This is a genomic window from Streptomyces sp. NPDC030021, assembly GCF_055574035.1.
Map to the genome: position 1 here is coordinate 172680 of NZ_JBVIAH010000019.1, position 18204 is coordinate 190883.

The window sequence follows — 18204 nt, forward strand, 5'->3', positions numbered from 1 at the left end:
GCAGACATGACAGCCATGGCACCCACGCGCACCGAACCGGACCTGTCCTTCCTTCTGGACCACACCAGTCACGTGCTGCGTACGCAGATGAGCGCGCGGCTCGGCGAGATCGGACTCACCCCGCGGATGCACTGCGTGCTCGTCCACGCCCTGGAGGAGGAGCGCACCCAGGCGCAGCTCGCCGAGATCGGCGACATGGACAAGACCACGATGGTGGTGACCGTCGACGCGCTGGAGAAGGCCGGTCTCGCCGAGCGCAGGCCCTCCAGCACCGACCGGCGGGCCCGGGTCATCGCGGTGACCGAGGAGGGGGCGAAGGTCGCGAAGGAGAGCCGGAAGATCGTCGACCAGGTCCACGGGGGCGCGCTCGGCGCTCTGCCCGAGGAGGAGCGCGAGGTGCTGCTCCGGGCGTTGAACCGGCTGGTCACGGGGCATCTGGAGACCCCCGTCGAGGGGCCGCGGCCGGCCCGGCGGGCGCGGCAGAAGGGGTAGCCGGGAGCGGTAGCCGAGTGCCCGCCGAACGATAAATCCGTAAAAGATAGTCTGCAACAAAACTATCTGTTACGGTCTTTCCTGTTGCCTCCAACGAACAGGAGAGACCGCCGTGCCCGCCACCGCTACCGCCCCCTCCACTTCCCCCTCCGCTTCCCTCTCGCGCTCCCGCCGGCTCGCCCTGGGCGTCCTGGCCACCGGAATGCTGATGACGATCCTCGACGGCAGCATCGTCACGGTCGCGATGCCGGCCATCCAGGGTGACCTCGGCTTCACCCCGGTCGGGCTGAGCTGGGTCGTCAACGCCTATCTCATCGCCTTCGGTTCGCTGCTCCTGCTCGCCGGCCGCCTCGGTGACCTGATCGGCCGCAAGCGGATGTTCCTGGCGGGCACCGGGGTGTTCACCGCCGCCTCGCTGCTGGCCGGGCTCGCCACCTCGCCCGGGGTCCTGATCGCCGCCCGGTTCCTGCAGGGCGCAGGCAGTGCGATGGCCTCCGCCGTGAGCCTCGGCATCCTCGTCACGCTCTTCACGGAGCCGCGCGAACGGGCCGGAGCCATCGGGGTGTTCAGCTTCACCGGCGCGGCCGGTGCCTCGATCGGGCAGGTCCTCGGCGGTGTCCTCACCGACGCGCTGACCTGGAACTGGATCTTCTTCATCAACCTGCCCATCGGCATCGCGGTGCTCCTCGTCGCCCTCCCGGCCCTGCCGGGCGACCGGGGCCTGGGCCTGAAGGCGGGCGCGGACACCCTCGGCGCGCTGCTCGTCACCTCGGGTCTGATGCTCGGGATCTACACGGTCGTCAAGATCGAGACGTACGGGGCGGCTTCGGCCCACACCCTCGGGTTCGGTGCCCTCGCGCTCGCCCTGCTCGCCGGCTTCCTCGTCCGCCAGGCCACGGCGCGCAACCCGCTCATGCCGCTGCGCATCTTCCGCTCGCGCAGCGTCCTCGGCGCCAACCTGGTCCAGATGCTGATGGTCGCCGCGCTGTTCTCCTTCCAGATCCTCGTCGCGCTCTACATGCAGAACGTGCTCGGGTACTCCGCGTCCGAGACCGGTCTCGCGATGCTGCCGGCCGCCGCCGTGATCGGGCTGGTCTCGCTCACCGTCTCGGCCCGCCTGAACTCCCGCTTCGGCGAGCGCAAGGTCCTGCTGGCCGGTCTGGTCCTCCTGGTCGGCGTACTCGGCCTGCTGACGCGCGTACCCGGTCAGGCCGACCGGGCGGACTACCTCACCGACCTGCTCCCGGTGATGCTCCTGGCCGCCGGCTTCGGCCTCGCCCTCCCCGCGCTGACCTCGCTGGGCATGTCCGGTGCGAAGGATGCCGACGCGGGTCTGGCCTCCGGGCTCTTCAACACCACCCAGCAGATCGGCATGGCGCTGGGCATCGCGGTCCTCTCCACCCTGGCCGCCTCCCGTACCGAGTCCCTCACCGCGGCGGGTGCTCCCGCCCCCGAGGCGCTGACCGGCGGCTACCACCTGGCCTTCGCGGCCGGCGCCGCCCTGATCCTGGCCGCCCTGGGCGTCGCCTTCACCGTTCTGCGCGGCCCGAAGGGCTCCCCGCGGCCGGTCACGGCCGGGCCGGAGACCCGCCTCGCGGCTCGGTGAGGTTGCGGGTCATGCGCTCCAGGACGGTGACGGCGGTGACGTACTCCTCGCGGGTGATCCCCGTCGCCGCCAGCTCGCGGAAGGCGTCCACGTGACGGGCGACCTCGGCGAGGCGGGCGCGGCCGCCGTCGGTCAGGGCGAGGCGGTCCGGCTGCGGGCGGGTCACCCAGCCGCCGCCCAGCACCGAGGTGAGCGCCGAGGTCAGCGCCGCGGCGTCGGCGTTCGCGGCCAGGGCGGTCAGGACGGCGGTGTCGGTGGCCTGCGGGTCGTCCTCGACGACGCGCAGGACCTGCCAGCCGAGCCGGGTGAGGCCGAAGCCGGCCAGCAGGGCGTCCATGGACGCGGTGAGGGCCTGGTCCGTGCGGTTGAGCCAGTAGCCGATGGGCTTCATGTCCTGCTCCTTCGGGAGGTCGGCAGGCCGGTGGGCCGGTGGGACCGTGGGCCTGCGGGCCTGTGGGTCAGCGGCCGGTGAAGGCGTCCGCGTTCTCGCGGGCCCACTGCCGGTAGGTGCGGGCGGGTACGCCGAGCAGGGACTCGGTGGTCTCACCGATGGCGGCGGGACCGTGGTCGGTGGCCTCCCACAGGTCGAGCAGCGAGGACACCATCGGGGCGGGCATGTGCCGGCCCATCTGCTCCTCCGCCTCGGCGCGGGTGATGTGCTCGACCGGGATCGCGCGGCCGAGGGTCTCCGAGAGGACGGCGAGCTGCTCGCGGAAGGAGAGCGACTCGGAGCCGGTCAGGGTGAGCGCGCGGCCGGTGAGGGAGTCCCCGGTCAGGGCCAGGGCGGCGATGTCGGCGATGTCCTCGGGGTGGATGGGCGCGATCTGGGCGTCCGGGTAGGCGAGCTGGACCGGCAGGGACCGGCCGACGGGCCAGGCCCAGCCCAGCGAGTTGCTGGCGAAGGCGTCGGGGCGCAGGAACGTGCAGGTCAGACCGGAGTCGGCGAGGGCGCGCTCGACCCTCAGGCTGTGGCTCGCGAGCGGGTCGGTCCCGGCGTCCGGGGCGAGCACCGAAGACGAGGACAGCAGGACGACGTGCTCGACCCCGGCGGCCTCGGCGGCCTTGATCAGGTCGTGGATGCCGGCGGGCTGCGGGTAGAGGAAGACCTGGCGGACCCCGCGGAGCGCGGCGGCGAAGGTCTCGGGCCGGTCCAGGACGAGCTCGGCGGTCTCGACGCCGGCCGGGACGTTCAGTTCGGCGGGGCGGGCGCTGGCGGCCCGGACGGGGAGGCCGGCGGAGTGCAGGCGGTCGACGACGGCCCGGCCGACCTTGCCGCGCGCGCCGGTGATGAGGATGGTCACGAGAGCTCCATTCGTTCGTGATGACATATGCATGCTCGCATGCACACGTTTTCACGTCAACACATGTCTGCGTGAGCTCACGTATGTACGATGAGGGGCATGACGAAGCACGAGCCGGCGACCGACGAGGAACTGCTGGACGCCGTGGGCCCGGCGTTCGGGAAACTGCGGCGCTCCTCGCTCCTGGAGGTCGAGAACCCGATCTCGCAGAAGGACCTCAGCCGCACTCTGGTGCTCAACATCGTCCTGGAGGCCGAACAGGGCGACGGCCGCGAGATCACCGTCGGCGCCGTCGCCGAGTACCTGGCCGTCGACCCCTCGGTGGCCAGCCGCATGGTGTCCGACAGCATCTCCGCCGGCTACCTCGTGCGCGCCGCCTCCCAGCAGGACGGCCGCCGTACGATCCTGCACCTCAGCCCCGAGGGCCGGGACATGATGGACCGCTTCCGGCGGCACCAGCGCGCGGCCTTCGAGTACGTGACGGCCGGCTGGAGCGAGCGCGACCGCCTCGACTTCGCCCGCCTCATGCTGAAGTACGTCGACTCCCAGAACGCGCTGCGCCACCGCTGACGACCGGCCGGCCGCCCGCGGGCGGCGACACCACAGCCCCCAGGCGCATCGCCTGGGGGCTGTGTCGTGGGACGGGAGGCCCTACGGGTTACCTGACGGGTTACCTGAAGGAGACCCACTTGGCCGCGCTCGGCACCCCGTTCTCGTCCAGCAGGAAGAGCATGTAGTAGCCGGGCGGGACGTCATTGGCCGAGGGCGGCGCCTGCAGGCGCAGGCTGTTCCCCTGGCGCTTGACGATGCCCAGTTCGACGTGGCGCTGGCTGGTGTTGAGCGAGTGCGTCGCCGTGGTCGGGGCCAGCAGGACGGCCTTCTTGACCTGGTCGGGCGTGGAGGTCCCCACGTTGAAGGCGGTGTTGTACCGCAGCGGCCCGTCGGGGGCGCGGTCGAGGGACGGGCGGCTGCCCTGGTGGAGGTAGGCCGGCTCGAAGATCTCGATGCTGCCGTTCATGTCGTCGTCGATCTTCGGGTCGTTGGCGAGCTGCTGCAGCTCGTCACCGGTGACCATGACCCGGCCGTCCGGGAGGACGACGGCGTTGGAGTGGTAACCGCGCGGCAGCCGCTGCGCCGGTCCCAGCTTCCACTCGCCCAGCGCGTTGCGGGTCTCGATCTGCCGGTACTTCAGATCGGACTTGGGGTTGTACTCGCCGTTGCCGTAGTCCCGGATGCCGTAGGCGCCGTTGACGGTCAGCATGCTCGCGTCCGGGAGCAGCAGCGTGTCGTCCTGCGTCCGGCCGAAGGCGCGGGGCTGCTGCTTCTCCCAGGCACCGCCGCTCGTGAGCCGGTAGGTGTTGGGGTCGTCCCGGTCGCCGCCGAGGACCAGTACGGAGTCCGGGCCGCGCAGTCCGGCGGGCAGCGCCACGGCGGAGCCGTAGCCGCGGTGCACGCCGTCGGGGCGCGCGGGCAGGTCCGTACGGGTCTCCGCGACCGGGTCGAAGGCCCACTGCTTGGTGGCGTGCCGGCCCAGGCCGTACACCTTGCCGTCGCGCAGGGTGAACAGGTGCGGGTAGTCGCTGTCGGTACCGAAGGGCGCGTCCACGCGCAGGGTGTCCGTCGGGACGTCCTTCGGGATCACGGTCTTCTCGAAGGGGACGGGGTGGCTCTTGGCGGGGAAGCGCTCGATGACGGAGGTGGAGGTACCCCAGCCCTGGTCGGTGTGGCCGGACATGATCAGCAGGCGGCCGTCGGGGGCGGTGGCCACCGAGGGGTACCAGCGGCCGACCTCCATGTCCTTGTTCACGGACCAGCTCTCGGTCCACGGGTCGAAGACCAGCGACAGCTTGGCGCCGGCGCCGCCGCCGTAGCCGAGGTTGCCGCCGAAGACGCCGACCATGCCGTTGGGCAGGAAGGCGTGTCCTGCGCAGAAGAAGGGCGCCGGTCGCTTCTCGTTCGTGCCGTCCGGCACGACCAGCTCGGGCGGGGTGACCTTCTTGAAGGCGTCCGCTCCGGTGCCGCGGCGCGGGTCCCACAGGAAGGCGCGGCCGGCGTTGGCCTTGCCGAGGGTGTTGGTCGGTGCGGGCTCCTCGGTCGGGTCGGTCTCCATGCGCTCGAAGGAGAAGAGCAGCACCTTGCCGGTCGGGAGCATGGCGATGTGGGCGGCGAAGTCCGGGGACTGGAAGTACTCGGCGAACTGCCCGAACGCCTTGGGGTGGAAGCCCGCGTTCACGTCCGCCTGCGACCGGGTCAGTGAGTTCAGGCTGTCGATCCGGGCGAGCTGGGAGTACCCGCCCAGCTTGAGGATCTGCTCGCGGACCTCCGTATGCTCCTGGGCGTGTTCGGCGCCGAGGGCCGCTTTCTCCTCGGGGCGGGCCGAACCGTCGTGCGCGGCTGCCGGGACGGCGGTGACCAGGGCGGCGGTGGCCGCGAGGACGGAGATCGCGGCCCTGCGGGCAGCTCGGCGGGCGGCTCGGGGGGTGGATCGACGCTTGCTACGTGACATGTGACTCCTCACCAGGGGTGCTGGAGCGGCGGGTGCCCGTGCCGGGGCACAGGGCGCCTACGACGCCTACGAACACAGACCTATGCCGACGCGTCGGGCACCGCACACCGGGAAGATCGCCCGGGCTTCGGGCCGCCCGGGTGAAGGCACCGCCCTGAGCTGCGCCGACGGCGTCCCGAGGGCCCGCCCCCGGTCCCCCGCCCGGCCGCAACCCGTGGTGATCACGGACACCGGATCGGCCCCCGGCGGACCGGGTCGCCGCCGCCCCTGCTCGGGCGGGGTTCCCCGCGGCCCCGGCCCGGACGATTCCCGCCCGGCAGGAGGCAGGACAGGGGCCCGGAGGAGGGGCCGGACGAGGGGCCGTCGAGGGCCCGGAGGAGGGTCCGGCGAGGGCTCGGACGAGGGGCCCGAATCGGTCAGGATTCGAGAAGCGCCCTTGGTCCAGGCGCAGTTACCGTGACGGGCATGGACATCAGCATTCACATGAGCACCCTGCCGCAGGACGACCCGGACGCCGCCGTGGCCTTCTACCGCGACGTCCTCGGCTTCGAGGTCCGCAGCGATGTGGGCCAGGGCAAGATGCGCTGGATCACGGTCGGCCCCGCCGACCAGCCCGGCACGTCGATCCTCCTCGCGCCGCCGGCCGTCGACCCCGGTGTCACCGAGGCGGAGCGCCGCACCATCGCCGAGATGATGGCGAAGGGCACCTACGGCTGGATCCTCCTCGCCACCAAGAACCTCGACAGCACCTTCGAGAAGATCCAGGCCGGCGACGCCGAGGTCGTCCAGGAGCCGACCGAGCAGCCGTACGGCGTCCGCGACTGCGCCTTCCGCGACCCCGCGGGCAACCTGATCCGCATCCAAGAACTCCGCTGAGCCCGCACACCGACGAAAGGGGGGTCCTCCATGTGTCGTCCCGCGTGGAGACAGGCACTGATCGAGGCTTCGCACCTGAAGGACCTGGCGCGGCTGCGCCGCGTCCGGGACCGGATCGACCGGGAGTACGCGCGTCCGCTCGACGTCGAGGAGCTCGCCCGCGCCGCGGACATGGCGGCCGGGCACCTCGGCCGCCAGTTCCGGCTCGCGTACGGCGCGTCCCCGTACGCCTACCTGACGGCGCGCCGCATCCAGCGCGCGACGGTCCTGCTGCGGGGTGGCGACCTCGGCGTCACCGAGGTCCGCCGGGCCGTCGGCTGCCCGACGCCGGGCATCTTCAGCACCCGCTTCACCGAGCTCGTCGGCATGGCGCCTGACGCGTATCCGCGCGCCGCCCGAGGGCCGGCCGAACCGGCCGAACCGGTCAGGATTCGAGAAGCCTCCGCCCCGGCCCCACAACTAGCGTGATGTTCATGGCCTCCATCGAAACCCTCACCCTTGAGGTGGCCGACACCACGGCCGCCCACCACTTCTACACCGCCTTCGCTCCGGGCGCGCAGGTCCGCCTGCGCGCCTCGCAAGCGCCGGCGACCGGCTTCCGCGGATTCGTGCTCTCGCTCACCGTCCCCCGGCCGGCCGACGTGGACGCCCTGGCCGCCGCCGCCCTCGAAGCCGGTGCCACCGTGCTGAAGCCCGCCTCGAAGTCGTTCTGGGGCTACGGCGCGGTCGTACAGGCGCCGGACGGGACGATCTGGAAGCTCGCGACGTCGGCGAAGCGGGACACGGGCCCGGCCACCGGGCGGATCGACGACATCGTGCTCCTGCTGGGGGCCGCCGACGTGTCCGCGAGCAAGCGGTTCTACGTCGACCGCGGCCTCGCCGTGGCCAAGAGCTTCGGCAGCAAGTACGTCGAGTTCGCCACCCCGTCGAGCCCCTTCAAGGTGGCGCTGTACGGGCGCCGCGCCCTGGCCAAGGACGTCGGTGTCCCGATCGACGGCTCCGGCTCCCACCGGCTCGTGATCGGCGGCGCGGGCGGGCCCTTCACCGACCCCGACGGCTTCGCGTGGGAGGCCGCGGTGGCGGCCCCGGCACCCACGGCCTGATTCCTGACCCTGTCCCTGACCCGCACCACCCGATCGAGCTCCGCGAGAGAGGAACCCGCACATGAAGGGCACGCAGACGTCGACGAGGAACACCGGCGCGGCCGAGGAGAAGGCCGACGGGTTCACGGATGCGGAACGGGACGCGATCAAGGAGCGTGCCCACGAGCTGAGGGCCGCCGGGCGCCGCGGTGCGCGCTCCGCCAAGCCGGATCCGGAGGCCGAGGTCCTGGCGAAGATCGCCGAGATGGAGGACGCGGACCGCGTCCTCGCCGAACGGCTCCACGCCATCATCAGGGCCGCCGCCCCGGACCTCGCCCCGAAGCTCTGGTACGGGATGCCCGCGTACGCCAAGGCCGGCAAGGTGCTCTGCTTCTTCCAGAGCGCGCAGAAGTTCAAGACCCGCTACGCCACCCTCGGTTTCAGCGACCCGGCCAACCTGGACGAGGGCACGATGTGGCCGACCGCGTACGCCCTGACGAAGCTGACCCCGGCCGATGAGACGCTGATCGCCGAGCTCATCAAGAAGGCCGTCGGCTGATCCGCCCGGCCGCCCGGCCGCCCGGCTCCCTGATCCGGCCTGATCGACAGACATCCCCTAGGGGCGGAGCATCTCCGTCATGGGCGACTGCGGCGGGATCAGGCCCGGCAGCAGCCAGGGCTGGAAGAGGCTCAGTACCGCGAGTACGAGGAAGGCGGCCCCGACGACCTGGGAGAAGACGGGGCCCAGCCGCCAGAGCTTCTCCACGAAGATCACCACGGCCACCGCGGCCATCGCCAGGACGTTCATGACGCCCAGCGGGACGAGCACGACCATCAGCCCCCAGCAGCAGCCCACGCAGTACGCCCCGTGGTGCGCCCCGACCCGCAGATCGCGGGCCCGGGGCCGGAAGCCCGAGTAGCGCACGAGCTGGCCCATCGGGCTCCGGCAGTGCCGCAGGCAGAGGTCCTTCCACGGGCCGAACTGGTACAGCCCGGCGACCAGGAAGGCCCCGGCGCCGATCCAGCGCCCGGCCCCCGGGTGCTCGTCCACCAGGGCCCCGGTCCCGGCGAGGAGCCCGTAGGCGATCAGGCCGAAGGCCGTCCAGGCCAGCAGGTACCCGCCGACGAACTGGGCGGTACGAGCCACCCGCACGACTCCCGTGGGCGACCGGCGCCCGATGGCCCGCGCCCAGGTGAGGGCCACCGGGGCCACCGACGGGAACATCATGGCGATCATCATGACCAGCCACAGCAGCAGGAACAGCGGGACGCCCATCCCCATGGTTCCCGGCTCGACCCCCATGCCACGGGCCTGGTCGACCACCAGCACCCAGGCGAGGAGGGCGATCGACGCCATCACGGACCAGGCGAACGCAAGCTGCCGGGCCGACAGCAGATTTGCCGGACGCAGAGGGGGTGACAGGGCCTTCCGGTCGAGGCGCACGCCTCCAGCACATCACGGCGGACCTGCGCGTGCGCGCGGGAACATGTGTACGCGTGCACCCGTGTACACGGAAAACACCTCCTCCGGGTGACCTCTGCGGTGGGACAATCGGGGTGGATACCCGTACGACCCGGGCGTGGGACGGCGAGGGTTCCCGGGGGCTGCGCCGTCCTCCCGAGACCGACGTCCCGGCACGGTCACGAGGAGGCAGGGAGATGTCCGAGACGACGGCGGCCGTTCCCCGGTGGCACGCGGCGGGCGACTGGTTCGACACCTGCAAGTGCAACGTGCCCTGCCCCTGCTCGTTCGCACAGCTGCCCACCCACGGCGACTGCGACGGCATCCTGGCCTGGCACATCCGCGAGGGCCGTTACGGTGACGTACGGCTGGACGGCCTGAACGTGCTGATGCTGGCCTCGTTCGTCGGCAACATCTGGGCCGAGCACACGGACGCGTACGCCGCGGTCTTCGTCGACGAGCGCGCCGACGACCTCCAGCGCGAGGCGCTTCAGATGATCTTCGGTGGGCAGGCGGGCAGTTGGCCCGCCGAGATGGTGAGCATGATGGGCGCCGAAATGCGCGGCATGGAGTTCGCCCCCATCGAGATCGAGGTCGCCGACGACCTCGCGGGCTGGCGGGCCGTGGTACCGGGCCGGGTCGAGGCGAGCGCGGTCGCGCTCACGGGACCCACGACCCCGGAGGGGGCGCGCGTCCAGTCGACCAACCTGCCGGGTGCGGAGACCGGACCGGGCCAGGTCGCGACCTGGGGCCACTCGACGGTGGACCGTGCCGACGCCCACGGCTTCCTTTGGAGCCGCGAAGGGCGGTCCAGCAAGCACATCACCTTCGACTGGACCGGGCCCGACTAGTGCTGTGGCCGGAAAGGTTTGCCGGGTTGCGGCGTCAGGTGCGGTGCATCGCAAGGCGGAGGGCCGCGGCTCGTACTGGACGTACTTGCGCGGTCCGACAACGCAGCGAGGTGCCGTGCCGGGCGTCGCAACCCGGTGAACCTTGCCGGTCACAGCACTAGCCAGGTTGTCTCTTTCGGATACGTCAGCCCTGTGTGCCGGGTTCGCCGCCGGAGGGTGATACGACGCCGGCCGCGTACGCCGCGATCACCAGCCGGCCGCGGACCGGGCCTCAGCCGGTCTCCTCGATGAAACGGCGCAGCTCCGCGCAGAGGGCCCCGGGATTGTCCAGCTGGACGAGTGTGCCCGCCCCGGGGATCTCCACATACCGCCCGTGCGGCAGCAGTTCGGCGAGCCGTCGACCCGTGGCGGGGGGCATCATGCGGTCCTGGGCTCCCCAGGCGACCAGCGCGGGCCGGTCGAATTCCGCGAGCTTCTCCGCGGCCATGAGGTAGGTGTCCTTGCGGGTGCTGCGGCAGAACCTGGCGAGATCGCGGCGGATCGCGCGCCGGCCGAGCAGGGGCCCGTACCAGCGCCGGACCAGCGCGTACGGGATCGGCCGCTGCGCCATCCCGCCCAGCGAGCTCCCCATCCGTACGAGGAAGGGGACGCGGAAGGACTGCAGCAGCAGGAACAGGCCGCCCGGGATCCGGGAGGCCGCGTACAGGGTCCTGCCCTGGATGCCCGGTGGGTAGTTCTCCAGCGCCTCGCACGAGGTGAGCACCAGGCGGCCGATGCGTTCGTCGCGCACGCCCACCAGGAGCTGGGCCGTGCCCGCGTCGTTCTGGACCAGGGTGACGTCGCGCAGGCCGAGGCGCTCCAGGAACTCGGCCAGGAGCGCGGCGACCCCGTGCGCCGAAAGGTCCGCGTCCGGCCGCATGGGCCTGCGATGGCTGCCGATCGGCAGTACGGGCACCACCACCCGGAAATCGGCCCGCAGTTCCCGTACCACCTCGTCCCAGACCGACCCGTCGAACCCGAGCCCGTGGACGAGCACCACGACCTCTCCGTCCCCGCCCGTGTCCGTGAAGTCGATGACGCCTGCGCTCAGTTCGATCTCGGACAAGGTGCTACCTCCGACTAGATAGACCGATCTAGTGAGAGACTATCGAGGGTGAGAACCACGGGCGACACCAGAGCACGCATCGTCACCGCCGCGACCGAGCTGTTCCGGCGCCAGGGCTACGCTGCCAGCGGTATGAAGCAGATCGTCGCGGCGGCCGACGCCCCGTACGGCTCGGCCTACCACTTCTTCCCCGGGGGCAAGACACAGCTCGGCGAGGAGGTGATCCGTACGTCGGGCGCGGCCTACCTGGAACTGATCGCCGGCCTCTTCCCCCCGGCGGAGGCCGCCGCGGACATGGCCACCGTCACCCGCGACGCGTTCACGGCCGCGGCGCAGACCTTGCACGAGCTCGACTTCACCGACCCGTGCCCCATCGCCACCGTCGCGCTGGAGGTGGCCGGCACCCATGAACCGCTGCGCCTGGCCACCGCCGAGGTCTTCGCGAGCTGGACGGACGGCCTCGCCGCCTTCTACCTCGCCGGCGGTATCGCCGAGCCCGCCGCGCACGAGACCGCGAGCTCGGTGATCGCCCTGCTGGAGGGCGCGTTCATGCTCGGCCGTGCCGCGCGGAGCACCGGTCCGGTACTGGCCGCGTCCCGGGCCGCGGCGGCCATCGTCCGCGCGGCGCAGTCCGATGACGCGGCGGCGCCGGCCGGCGCGTAGGGCAGGGCCGGGGCGCGCGGGACCGGGTGCGGCGTCGTCAGTCGCGGGCGGGCGTCCGCAGGGCGGAGAAGATCAGGAGCCCGAACGCGACCACGGCGGCGGCGGTGCGGATGTCGTTGAACATCTCCCAGTCCCGCAGGATCTCCGTGTGATCGGCCGGGGCCGAGGTGTGCGCCCAGTCCTTGATCCGGCCGTTGATCGGGACGTTGCCGAACCGGGTGACCAGGAGGGACGTGAGGGCCAGCAGGCCGGCCCCGCCCGCGAGCAGCCGCGTACGGCCGCGCGTCACGGCGGCGAGGGTCAGCGAGCTGACGATCGACACGCCCATCGCCGCCTGCATGGTGATGCCGTTCATCTTCATCAGTTCGGTGTGGAACGACAGCCGTATGTCGAGCGGTACCGCGTTGAAGGTGGGTACGAGGTTGGCCGCCCCGTAGCCGAACGCGCCGGCGAGGAGTCCGGTGGAGAGGAGGGCCAGGCCCAGCAGAAGGCGTGTGCGCATGTTCGTCGGCTCCTGTGCGTCGCTGCTTGCGGGGGGTGGGTGCGCGGGCGGGCGGGGGGATTTCCGCCGACGACTGCGTGCAGGCGCCGGCGCCTGCACGCCTGTGCACAAGGGTCCGGGCTGCTTCGCGCCAAGTCCAAGAGAAAGTCCTTCTCGCGACGAGAAGGATCGGTTATCAGGGGCGCCCCCCCCGGAACCGCTTCAGGGGTTCGGCCACGGGACCGGTTCCGCTTCGGCAAGTGCCCGACGACGACCTGGTCTTCTACAACCATCCGGCGCAGGACGGCGTGGTCCTCAGCGGCCGGACCATCGTCGCGGACCGGTCGGCGGTACCTGCCACGGTGGACCGGATCGCGATCGTGGCGGGCATCGGCCCGGAGCTGCCGACGCCGGCTTTTTCGCGGCCGGCCGACAGCCGGCCGCGCGCTCGGACGCGGACCTCTGCGACCACCTCATGAAGGAATTCCCGGACTGGCTCAAGGCCGCCCGCGCGGCCGGGGTGATCCGGTAGGGCCACTGAGGACCCGCGTCACTTGCCGTCGGAGAAGTTGTGCACGCCCCACCAGCCCGAGGAGTCGTGGTAGAGGCCCACGCCGACCTCGGTGAAGTCCGGGTTGACCTGCGCCTTGTAGTGCCCGGAGCTGTGGCGCCACATCGACTGGAACTTCTCGGCGGCTTCCTGGGCGGTCATCGAGGCATCGCTGTACCAGACGATGTTCTCGCCGGTCCAGGTGCGCGAGCCCGTCTTCAGGTAGGCGCGGTCCGCCGACGAGGAGTGGGCGAACCCGTTGTTCTTCATGTGCTCGGCCCACTTGCGGGCGAAGTCGCCGAGGTCCTGCTTGAGCGCCAGCGGAGGCCGGCCGACGGCGGCTCGTTCGTTGTTGAGCAGTTGCAGGGAGAGCGACTGGGCCGTTGCGACGTCCTGCGTTGAGGTGCGAGGGCCGGGCACCTTGGGGTCCGGCCCCGTCGGACCGCTCCCCGAGGTACCGCGGGTCGGGGGCGCGGCGGGCCTGGCAGCGCGTTCCGTGGCCGGCGCTCCGGAGCGCTGCTCCCCGTCCTTCGCCTGCGGCGCGGGCGCGGGCGCGGATGCCGATGCCGATGCGGGGGCGGACGCGCCGGCGCTCGGGCTCGCCGTCCCCTCAGTCGCCGCCGGGCCGGCGCCGGCGGTCGGAGATGCGGTGGCGGTCGGCAGGCCGTCCACGGCGTCCGGCCGGCCGGCGAGCGCCGAGGGGGAACCGGTCGCGGCGGTACGTTCCGGAGCCCCGCCGGATATGAGGGCGTAGGCACTCCCGACCCCGGCCAGCAGGACCACGGCGGCCGCCGCCATCAGGGGAGTCCGGCGACGGCTCCTGCGGTGGCCGCCGGCCGCTCTGCGCGCAGCGCGCGCCCGGCCGCGCCGGTCCGACCCGGAACCGGCACCGACCACGCCCGCGTCCGCGCCCACGTTCGCGCCCACGCCCGCGTCCGCGCCGTACGTGAACTCATCGTCGTGATACCGCATCGCATCTCCTCGAAGGTGACGGCCCACTTGGCCTGACACTGAAGGAGACCCGTGAGCAGCGCGGCGATAACACCTTTCTCACAGGAAGGTGCGGCCGGGCCCGCGCCGGGTTCTCATCCCCCGTCCCGGCCGAACCACCGCGCCAGTGCGCCGGCGAGCCCGTCCCCGGTATCCGCCGCGTCCCCCGCCCAGGCGACGATTCCGTCGGGGCGTACGAGCAGCCCGGCCGGCTCCGGCCTGCTGGAGCAGGCCGCGGTGGTGACGCGTACGCGCTCGCCGTACCCCTGTGCGTGCGCCCTGAGCCCCGCGTCGTCGGCGAGGTCGAGCAGCAGTGCCCGCCCGTCGTGCAGCAGGTCCGCGAGGTGGGTCCCGTCGGTGAATTCGAGGTCCGGGGCGCTGCGGCCGACCAGCGGATGGCTGCCGGGAAGGTCGTACCGGTGCGAGACGCCGGAGATCTTCTTGGCGAAATACGTGGTGCCCGCGACGGACCCGGCCAGCTCGGTGACGACGTCGCGCAGAGCGCGGGCCTGTGGTTCCGGCCGCATCAACGCGATCTGTGCCCGGGTCCAGTCGAGCACCCATGCCCCGACCGGGTGCCGTTCGGCCGTGTACGAGTCCAGCAGCCCTTCCGGTGCCCGGCCGCGTACGACCGCGGCGAGCTTCCAGCCGAGGTTCATCGCATCCCCGATGCCCAGGTTGAGGCCCTGGCCGCCGAACGGCGAGTGGACGTGCGCGGCGTCGCCCGCCAGCAGCACCCGGCCCGCGCGGTAGTCGGCCGCCTGGCGCGCGTGGTCGGTGAAGCGGGTGGCGGTGCGCACCCCGGTGATCGTGACCTCGGTCCCGGAGACGTGTCGCAGACTCGCCTGCAAGTCCTCTGCGGTGACTGCCGCTTCCCGGTCGGCAGGCGGGCCGTCGAACTCGACCGTGAGGATGCGGCCGGGCATCGGCCCGTGCACGTACATTCCGGTGTCCGTGTGGTTCCAGCCGGGCCGCAGGGCTTGGGATCCGGTCATCTCGACGAGGGCTTGGTGACCGGTGATCTGCGGATCCGTACCGGGGAAGGCGAACCCGGCGAGCTTGCGGACCGTACTGCGGCCGCCGTCGCAGCCCACGAGCCAGTCCGCGCGTATGACCTCCCCCGACCCGTCACCCGACCCGTCCCCCGACCCGTCGGGCACCCGGGCCGCACGGACCTCGATTCCGCCGTCGTCCGCGTCGAACCCCGTCAGCTCGGTGCCGCTGCGCACCTCGACGCCGAGTTCACGGGCGCGCTCGGCGAGCAGCCGCTCGATCTCCTGCTGCGGTACGAGGCTGACGTCCCGAGCGGGACCGGCGTCCGCGAAGTCCGGGTCGGTCGCGTCCAGCAGCTCCCCGCTCAGCATGATCCCGGCGAAGTGCCCGGCGAACCCGGGCGGCGTACGGGGAGGCCGTCCGTTCCCCCGGGTCCCTTGCTGTTCGCGCACGAACGCCTGGAACCGTTCGACGGAGCGCTGCTGGACCTCGGCCAGCGCGGGCAGCATGCCGCGCCGGTAGAAGGCCTCGGCGGTCGATGTGTTGATCGACCCTGCCTTGATGGTCCGGTCCACTTCGGTGCGGCGCTCGACGACCACCACGCTCGCGCCACCGAGCCGGAGCTCGCAGGCCAGCATCAGTCCGACCGGGCCGCCTCCGGCCACCACTACGTCAAAGTCCGAGTTCATGGCGCTCACTTTAGTCACTAAAACTTTGGAGTCGCTATAGTGTTATCCGTGATCGAGGAAACTGAGAGGCGTGGCTCCGCGGAGCGCGTGGGCGACCAAGCGCTGACCTTGCGCGAGCGCAAGAAGCGCGAGACCCGGCAGCGGATCTCCGACGAGGCGACGATGCTGTTCGCGGCGCGCGGCTTCGACCAGGTGACCGTGGCGGAGATCGCCAAGGCCGCCCATGTCTCCACGATGACGGTCTTCAACCACTTCCCCCGCAAGGAAGACCTCTTCCTGGACCGGATCCCCGAAGCCGTCGAGCTCTTCACGGCCGCGGTACGCAACCGCCCGGCCGGCGAGTCTCCGTCGGCCGCTCTGCGCGCTCTGCTGCTCCAACTCCTCGACCAGCGCCACCCGCTGGCGGCGGTGAGTGACGACTTCCCGTACTTCTGGCGCATCGTGCTGGACTCGCCCGCCCTGCGGGCGCGGGCGCGTGAAGGCGTGGAGGAGGTGGAGCAGGCACTGGGGGACGCGATGGCCGAGACCGCCCCCGGGGGCGACGGCCCCGGCCCCCGCCTCGCGGCCGCACTGACCGTCGCCGCGTACCGGGCCGTCTACGTCGCCACAGCCCGACGCCTGCTCGCGGGCGAGCGCGCGGCCGATGTCGCCGACGATCACCGCTCCCGCGTGCACGCTGCGTTCGACGCTCTGGAACGCGCACTTCGCGGTAACAGATGACCGCGATCGAACGCCTGTGGGCAGATCTTGAGCTTCCCATCAAGGACGCACTCCACTACGCCGGAGGGCGCTCTTACGGTCTCGCCCTCGACGCCGCCGCGCCGAGGGGGTTCACGGTGCTCGCCCCCTTCGACCTCGATGAGATGCGGAGAAGCGATCCGTCCTGGGTGTCTTCGGTCGATGGGCTTGCCGCGGTGGACCTGGGGGAGAGAGCGGCGCGGGCCGTACGGAGTGCGCCCCGCGCTTCGGGACGGCCCGCTTGCGCCACTGCCCGCGGCCGTGAACAACACCCGGACCAGCGGCAGTTGCCCGGCGATCCCCATTCCGGCGGGCTCTGCGCACACAGTGATCAACCGTTCGAGTGGATACAAGCGGGATGTCCTGAGTCCGCGACAGCAGGCGTGGCCCTGGCACGGTGGGGACGGCAGGCCGTCGAAGGGCCCGGAGGGTGCCGGACACGGCCGGTGGCCAACCGGCGCGAGTACGGCACCGTTCGCCCGGCGTGCGCGTCCCGCGCACCTCGGCCGATGATGGGAGTACGGGCGAACACACGGAGCTGACCATGACGGGTTGGCATGTCAGGGACTACACCCAGGACGATCTCGAAGCGGTGATCCGAGTCGACGCGGAGAGCGGCACGGCCGGAGAATCACCTCTCTTTCCGCTCTCGGACGCCGTGGCGGCCCTCCAGGCCCTCTACCCGGCGGTGGTGGCCACCGCGGACGAGGAGGTGGTCGGCGCCGCGGTGAGCAGGGTGGAGGGTGACCGGGCGTGGATCCTGCGCATCAGCATGGCGCCTGCCTGGCGGCACCAAGGGCTGGGCAGCGACCTGATCACGGCCCTGGAGCACCGGCTGTTCACCGGTGGCGTCCGAACGGTGCACGCGGTCCTGCCCGACGGTGAGACCGGTGCCACCGCCCTGCACAACTGCGGCTTCGGCGCCCGTCCGGGCCTGGTCTTCTTCGAGAAGCGCGGGCGTGTGACCCCCCAGGCGGTCAGCATGCTCGCGTCGCTGGGAGCGGAGCTGCCGCCCGGGGGACTGTGGCAGAAGGTCGCGGGCATGCAGCGGGAGAAGGAGCTCATCGAGCGGCGTCTGGTCCTGCCGCTGGCCCATCCCGAAATGGCCGCCCAGCACGGCGTGGAGCTGCCGCGGGCCGTGATGCTGTTCGGGCCGCCCGGGACGGGGAAGAGCACGTTCGCGCACGCGATCGCCAGCCGCCTGGGATGGCCGTTCCTCGAACTCTTCCCCGCCCGGCTGGCAGCCGAATACGGGCTGGCCAGCGGGCTGAACCGGCGCTTCGACGAGATCGCCCGGCTCGATCACGTCCTGGTCTTCATCGACGAGGTCGAGGAGATCGCGGGTACCCGGAGCGGCGCCGACGCGACCGCGGTCGGCGTCGTCAACGAGCTGCTCAAGGCGATCGTCCGGTTCCGGGGCCAGGACGGGCGGCTGCTCGTATGCGCCACGAACGACGTGACCACGCTCGACTCCGCGTTCCTGCGGCACGGCCGTTTCGACTACGTGCTGCCGATCGGCCCGCCCGACGACCGCGCGAGGACCGCGCTGTGGGAGAGCTACCTGGCCCGAGCGGGCGCCGAGGCCGACAGCGCGGTGCTGGCGACCGCCAGTGAGGGGTTCACCCCTGCCGACATCGCCCATGTGGCGCGTACCGTCTCCCAGGTCCAGTTCGAGCGCACCTTCGACACCGGATCCCGGGCCCGCCCCACCACCGAGGACTACCTGCGCACGATCGGCGACACCAGGCCCACGGTCAGCGCGGCCATGGCGCAGGAGTTCGCCCGGCAGACCGAGACGTTCGCCCGCATCTAGGCGTCT

The 18204-nt window shown here is 71.8% G+C and carries 20 protein-coding genes; 12 read left to right on the top strand and 8 right to left on the bottom strand.

All coding sequences use genetic code 11. From position 1 onward, the window contains the following. Nucleotides 1–6: 6 nt before the first annotated feature. Both ACZ4YL_RS31520 and ACZ4YL_RS31525 read left to right on the top strand, forming a co-directional pair. Nucleotides 7–492, top strand: coding sequence for a MarR family winged helix-turn-helix transcriptional regulator (locus ACZ4YL_RS31520; protein WP_468121212.1), 486 nt, complete (start codon nt 7–9; stop codon nt 490–492). Nucleotides 493–694: 202 nt separating this feature from the next. Next, nucleotides 695–2098 carry an MFS transporter gene (locus ACZ4YL_RS31525; protein WP_468121245.1) on the top strand — a complete coding sequence of 468 codons (1404 nt, stop codon included), beginning with the start codon at nt 695–697 and terminating at the stop codon, nt 2096–2098. Here ACZ4YL_RS31525 and ACZ4YL_RS31530 read toward each other — a convergent pair. Continuing rightward, the gene (locus tag ACZ4YL_RS31530) at nt 2061–2489 is read right to left on the bottom strand and encodes a MarR family winged helix-turn-helix transcriptional regulator (protein WP_468121213.1); all 429 of its coding nucleotides are present in this window, start codon (nt 2487–2489) and stop codon (nt 2061–2063) included. The genes ACZ4YL_RS31525 and ACZ4YL_RS31530 overlap by 38 nt on opposite strands. 67 nt (nt 2490–2556) lie before the next feature. Continuing rightward, the gene (locus ACZ4YL_RS31535; RefSeq protein ID WP_468121214.1) at nt 2557–3399 is read right to left on the bottom strand and encodes an NAD(P)H-binding protein; all 843 of its coding nucleotides are present in this window, start codon (nt 3397–3399) and stop codon (nt 2557–2559) included. 99 nt (nt 3400–3498) lie between these two features. Here ACZ4YL_RS31535 and ACZ4YL_RS31540 point away from each other — a divergent pair, with 99 nt between their 5' ends. After that, the gene (locus tag ACZ4YL_RS31540; RefSeq protein ID WP_468121215.1) at nt 3499–3969 is read left to right on the top strand and encodes a MarR family winged helix-turn-helix transcriptional regulator; all 471 of its coding nucleotides are present in this window, start codon (nt 3499–3501) and stop codon (nt 3967–3969) included. Between the two features lie 100 nt (nt 3970–4069). Here ACZ4YL_RS31540 and ACZ4YL_RS31545 read toward each other — a convergent pair whose 3' ends face one another. Further along, complete coding sequence (locus ACZ4YL_RS31545; RefSeq protein ID WP_468121216.1) at nt 4070–5905, bottom strand: galactose oxidase-like domain-containing protein; 1836 nt, start codon at nt 5903–5905, stop codon at nt 4070–4072. 465 nt (nt 5906–6370) lie between these two features. Here ACZ4YL_RS31545 and ACZ4YL_RS31550 point away from each other — a divergent pair, with 465 nt between their 5' ends. The 4 genes from ACZ4YL_RS31550 (at nt 6371) to ACZ4YL_RS31565 (ending at nt 8422) form a co-directional block, all read left to right on the top strand. Further along, a complete protein-coding gene (locus tag ACZ4YL_RS31550; protein WP_030011646.1) occupies nt 6371–6781 on the top strand; it encodes a VOC family protein in 411 nt (136 codons plus the stop codon). A gap of 30 nt (nt 6782–6811) precedes the next feature. Next, nucleotides 6812–7249: a helix-turn-helix transcriptional regulator gene (locus ACZ4YL_RS31555; RefSeq protein WP_468121217.1), complete on the top strand. Its 438-nt coding sequence runs from the start codon at nt 6812–6814 to the stop codon at nt 7247–7249. Between the two features lie 5 nt (nt 7250–7254). Beyond that, the gene (locus ACZ4YL_RS31560; RefSeq protein ID WP_468121218.1) at nt 7255–7884 is read left to right on the top strand and encodes a VOC family protein; all 630 of its coding nucleotides are present in this window, start codon (nt 7255–7257) and stop codon (nt 7882–7884) included. Nucleotides 7885–7945: 61 nt separating this feature from the next. Then, a complete protein-coding gene (locus ACZ4YL_RS31565; protein ID WP_468121219.1) occupies nt 7946–8422 on the top strand; it encodes an iron chaperone in 477 nt (158 codons plus the stop codon). A 57-nt stretch (nt 8423–8479) separates the two neighbouring features. On the opposite strand, the gene ACZ4YL_RS31570 is transcribed toward ACZ4YL_RS31565, so the two are convergent. Further along, nucleotides 8480–9307 carry a DUF2182 domain-containing protein gene (locus ACZ4YL_RS31570; protein WP_468121220.1) on the bottom strand — a complete coding sequence of 276 codons (828 nt, stop codon included), beginning with the start codon at nt 9305–9307 and terminating at the stop codon, nt 8480–8482. Between the two features lie 215 nt (nt 9308–9522). Here ACZ4YL_RS31570 and ACZ4YL_RS31575 point away from each other — a divergent pair, with 215 nt between their 5' ends. After that, nucleotides 9523–10176, top strand: a complete 654-nt coding sequence (locus tag ACZ4YL_RS31575; protein WP_468121221.1) for a DUF1326 domain-containing protein — start codon at nt 9523–9525, stop codon at nt 10174–10176. A 271-nt stretch (nt 10177–10447) separates the two neighbouring features. Here ACZ4YL_RS31575 and ACZ4YL_RS31580 read toward each other — a convergent pair whose 3' ends face one another. After that, nucleotides 10448–11281 (bottom strand): alpha/beta fold hydrolase, encoded by an 834-nt coding sequence (locus ACZ4YL_RS31580; protein ID WP_468121222.1) that lies wholly within the window; start codon nt 11279–11281, stop codon nt 10448–10450. 48 nt (nt 11282–11329) lie between these two features. Between ACZ4YL_RS31580 and ACZ4YL_RS31585 the strand changes: the two genes are divergently transcribed. Then, nucleotides 11330–11944, top strand: a complete 615-nt coding sequence (locus tag ACZ4YL_RS31585) for a TetR/AcrR family transcriptional regulator (protein ID WP_468121223.1) — start codon at nt 11330–11332, stop codon at nt 11942–11944. Nucleotides 11945–11981: 37 nt separating this feature from the next. On the opposite strand, the gene ACZ4YL_RS31590 is transcribed toward ACZ4YL_RS31585, so the two are convergent. Further along, a complete protein-coding gene (locus tag ACZ4YL_RS31590; protein WP_468121224.1) occupies nt 11982–12446 on the bottom strand; it encodes an anthrone oxygenase family protein in 465 nt (154 codons plus the stop codon). Here ACZ4YL_RS31590 and ACZ4YL_RS31595 point away from each other — a divergent pair. After that, nucleotides 12445–12957 (top strand): VWA domain-containing protein, encoded by a 513-nt coding sequence (locus ACZ4YL_RS31595; RefSeq protein ID WP_468121225.1) that lies wholly within the window; start codon nt 12445–12447, stop codon nt 12955–12957. The two genes, ACZ4YL_RS31590 and ACZ4YL_RS31595, sit on opposite strands and share 2 nt — an antisense overlap. Before the next feature lie 18 nt (nt 12958–12975). Here ACZ4YL_RS31595 and ACZ4YL_RS31600 read toward each other — a convergent pair whose 3' ends face one another. Together ACZ4YL_RS31600 and ACZ4YL_RS31605 are read right to left on the bottom strand one after the other, a co-directional pair. Further along, nucleotides 12976–13947 carry a CAP domain-containing protein gene (locus ACZ4YL_RS31600; RefSeq protein WP_468121226.1) on the bottom strand — a complete coding sequence of 324 codons (972 nt, stop codon included), beginning with the start codon at nt 13945–13947 and terminating at the stop codon, nt 12976–12978. A 113-nt stretch (nt 13948–14060) separates the two neighbouring features. Continuing rightward, nucleotides 14061–15647 carry an FAD-dependent oxidoreductase gene (locus ACZ4YL_RS31605; RefSeq protein WP_468121227.1) on the bottom strand — a complete coding sequence of 529 codons (1587 nt, stop codon included), beginning with the start codon at nt 15645–15647 and terminating at the stop codon, nt 14061–14063. A 51-nt stretch (nt 15648–15698) separates the two neighbouring features. Here ACZ4YL_RS31605 and ACZ4YL_RS31610 point away from each other — a divergent pair, with 51 nt between their 5' ends. Both ACZ4YL_RS31610 and ACZ4YL_RS31615 read left to right on the top strand, forming a co-directional pair. Then, nucleotides 15699–16367 carry a TetR/AcrR family transcriptional regulator gene (locus ACZ4YL_RS31610; RefSeq protein WP_468121246.1) on the top strand — a complete coding sequence of 223 codons (669 nt, stop codon included), beginning with the start codon at nt 15699–15701 and terminating at the stop codon, nt 16365–16367. A gap of 562 nt (nt 16368–16929) precedes the next feature. After that, a complete protein-coding gene (locus ACZ4YL_RS31615) occupies nt 16930–18198 on the top strand; it encodes an ATP-binding protein (protein ID WP_468121228.1) in 1269 nt (422 codons plus the stop codon). The last annotated feature ends 6 nt before the right edge of the window (nt 18199–18204 follow it).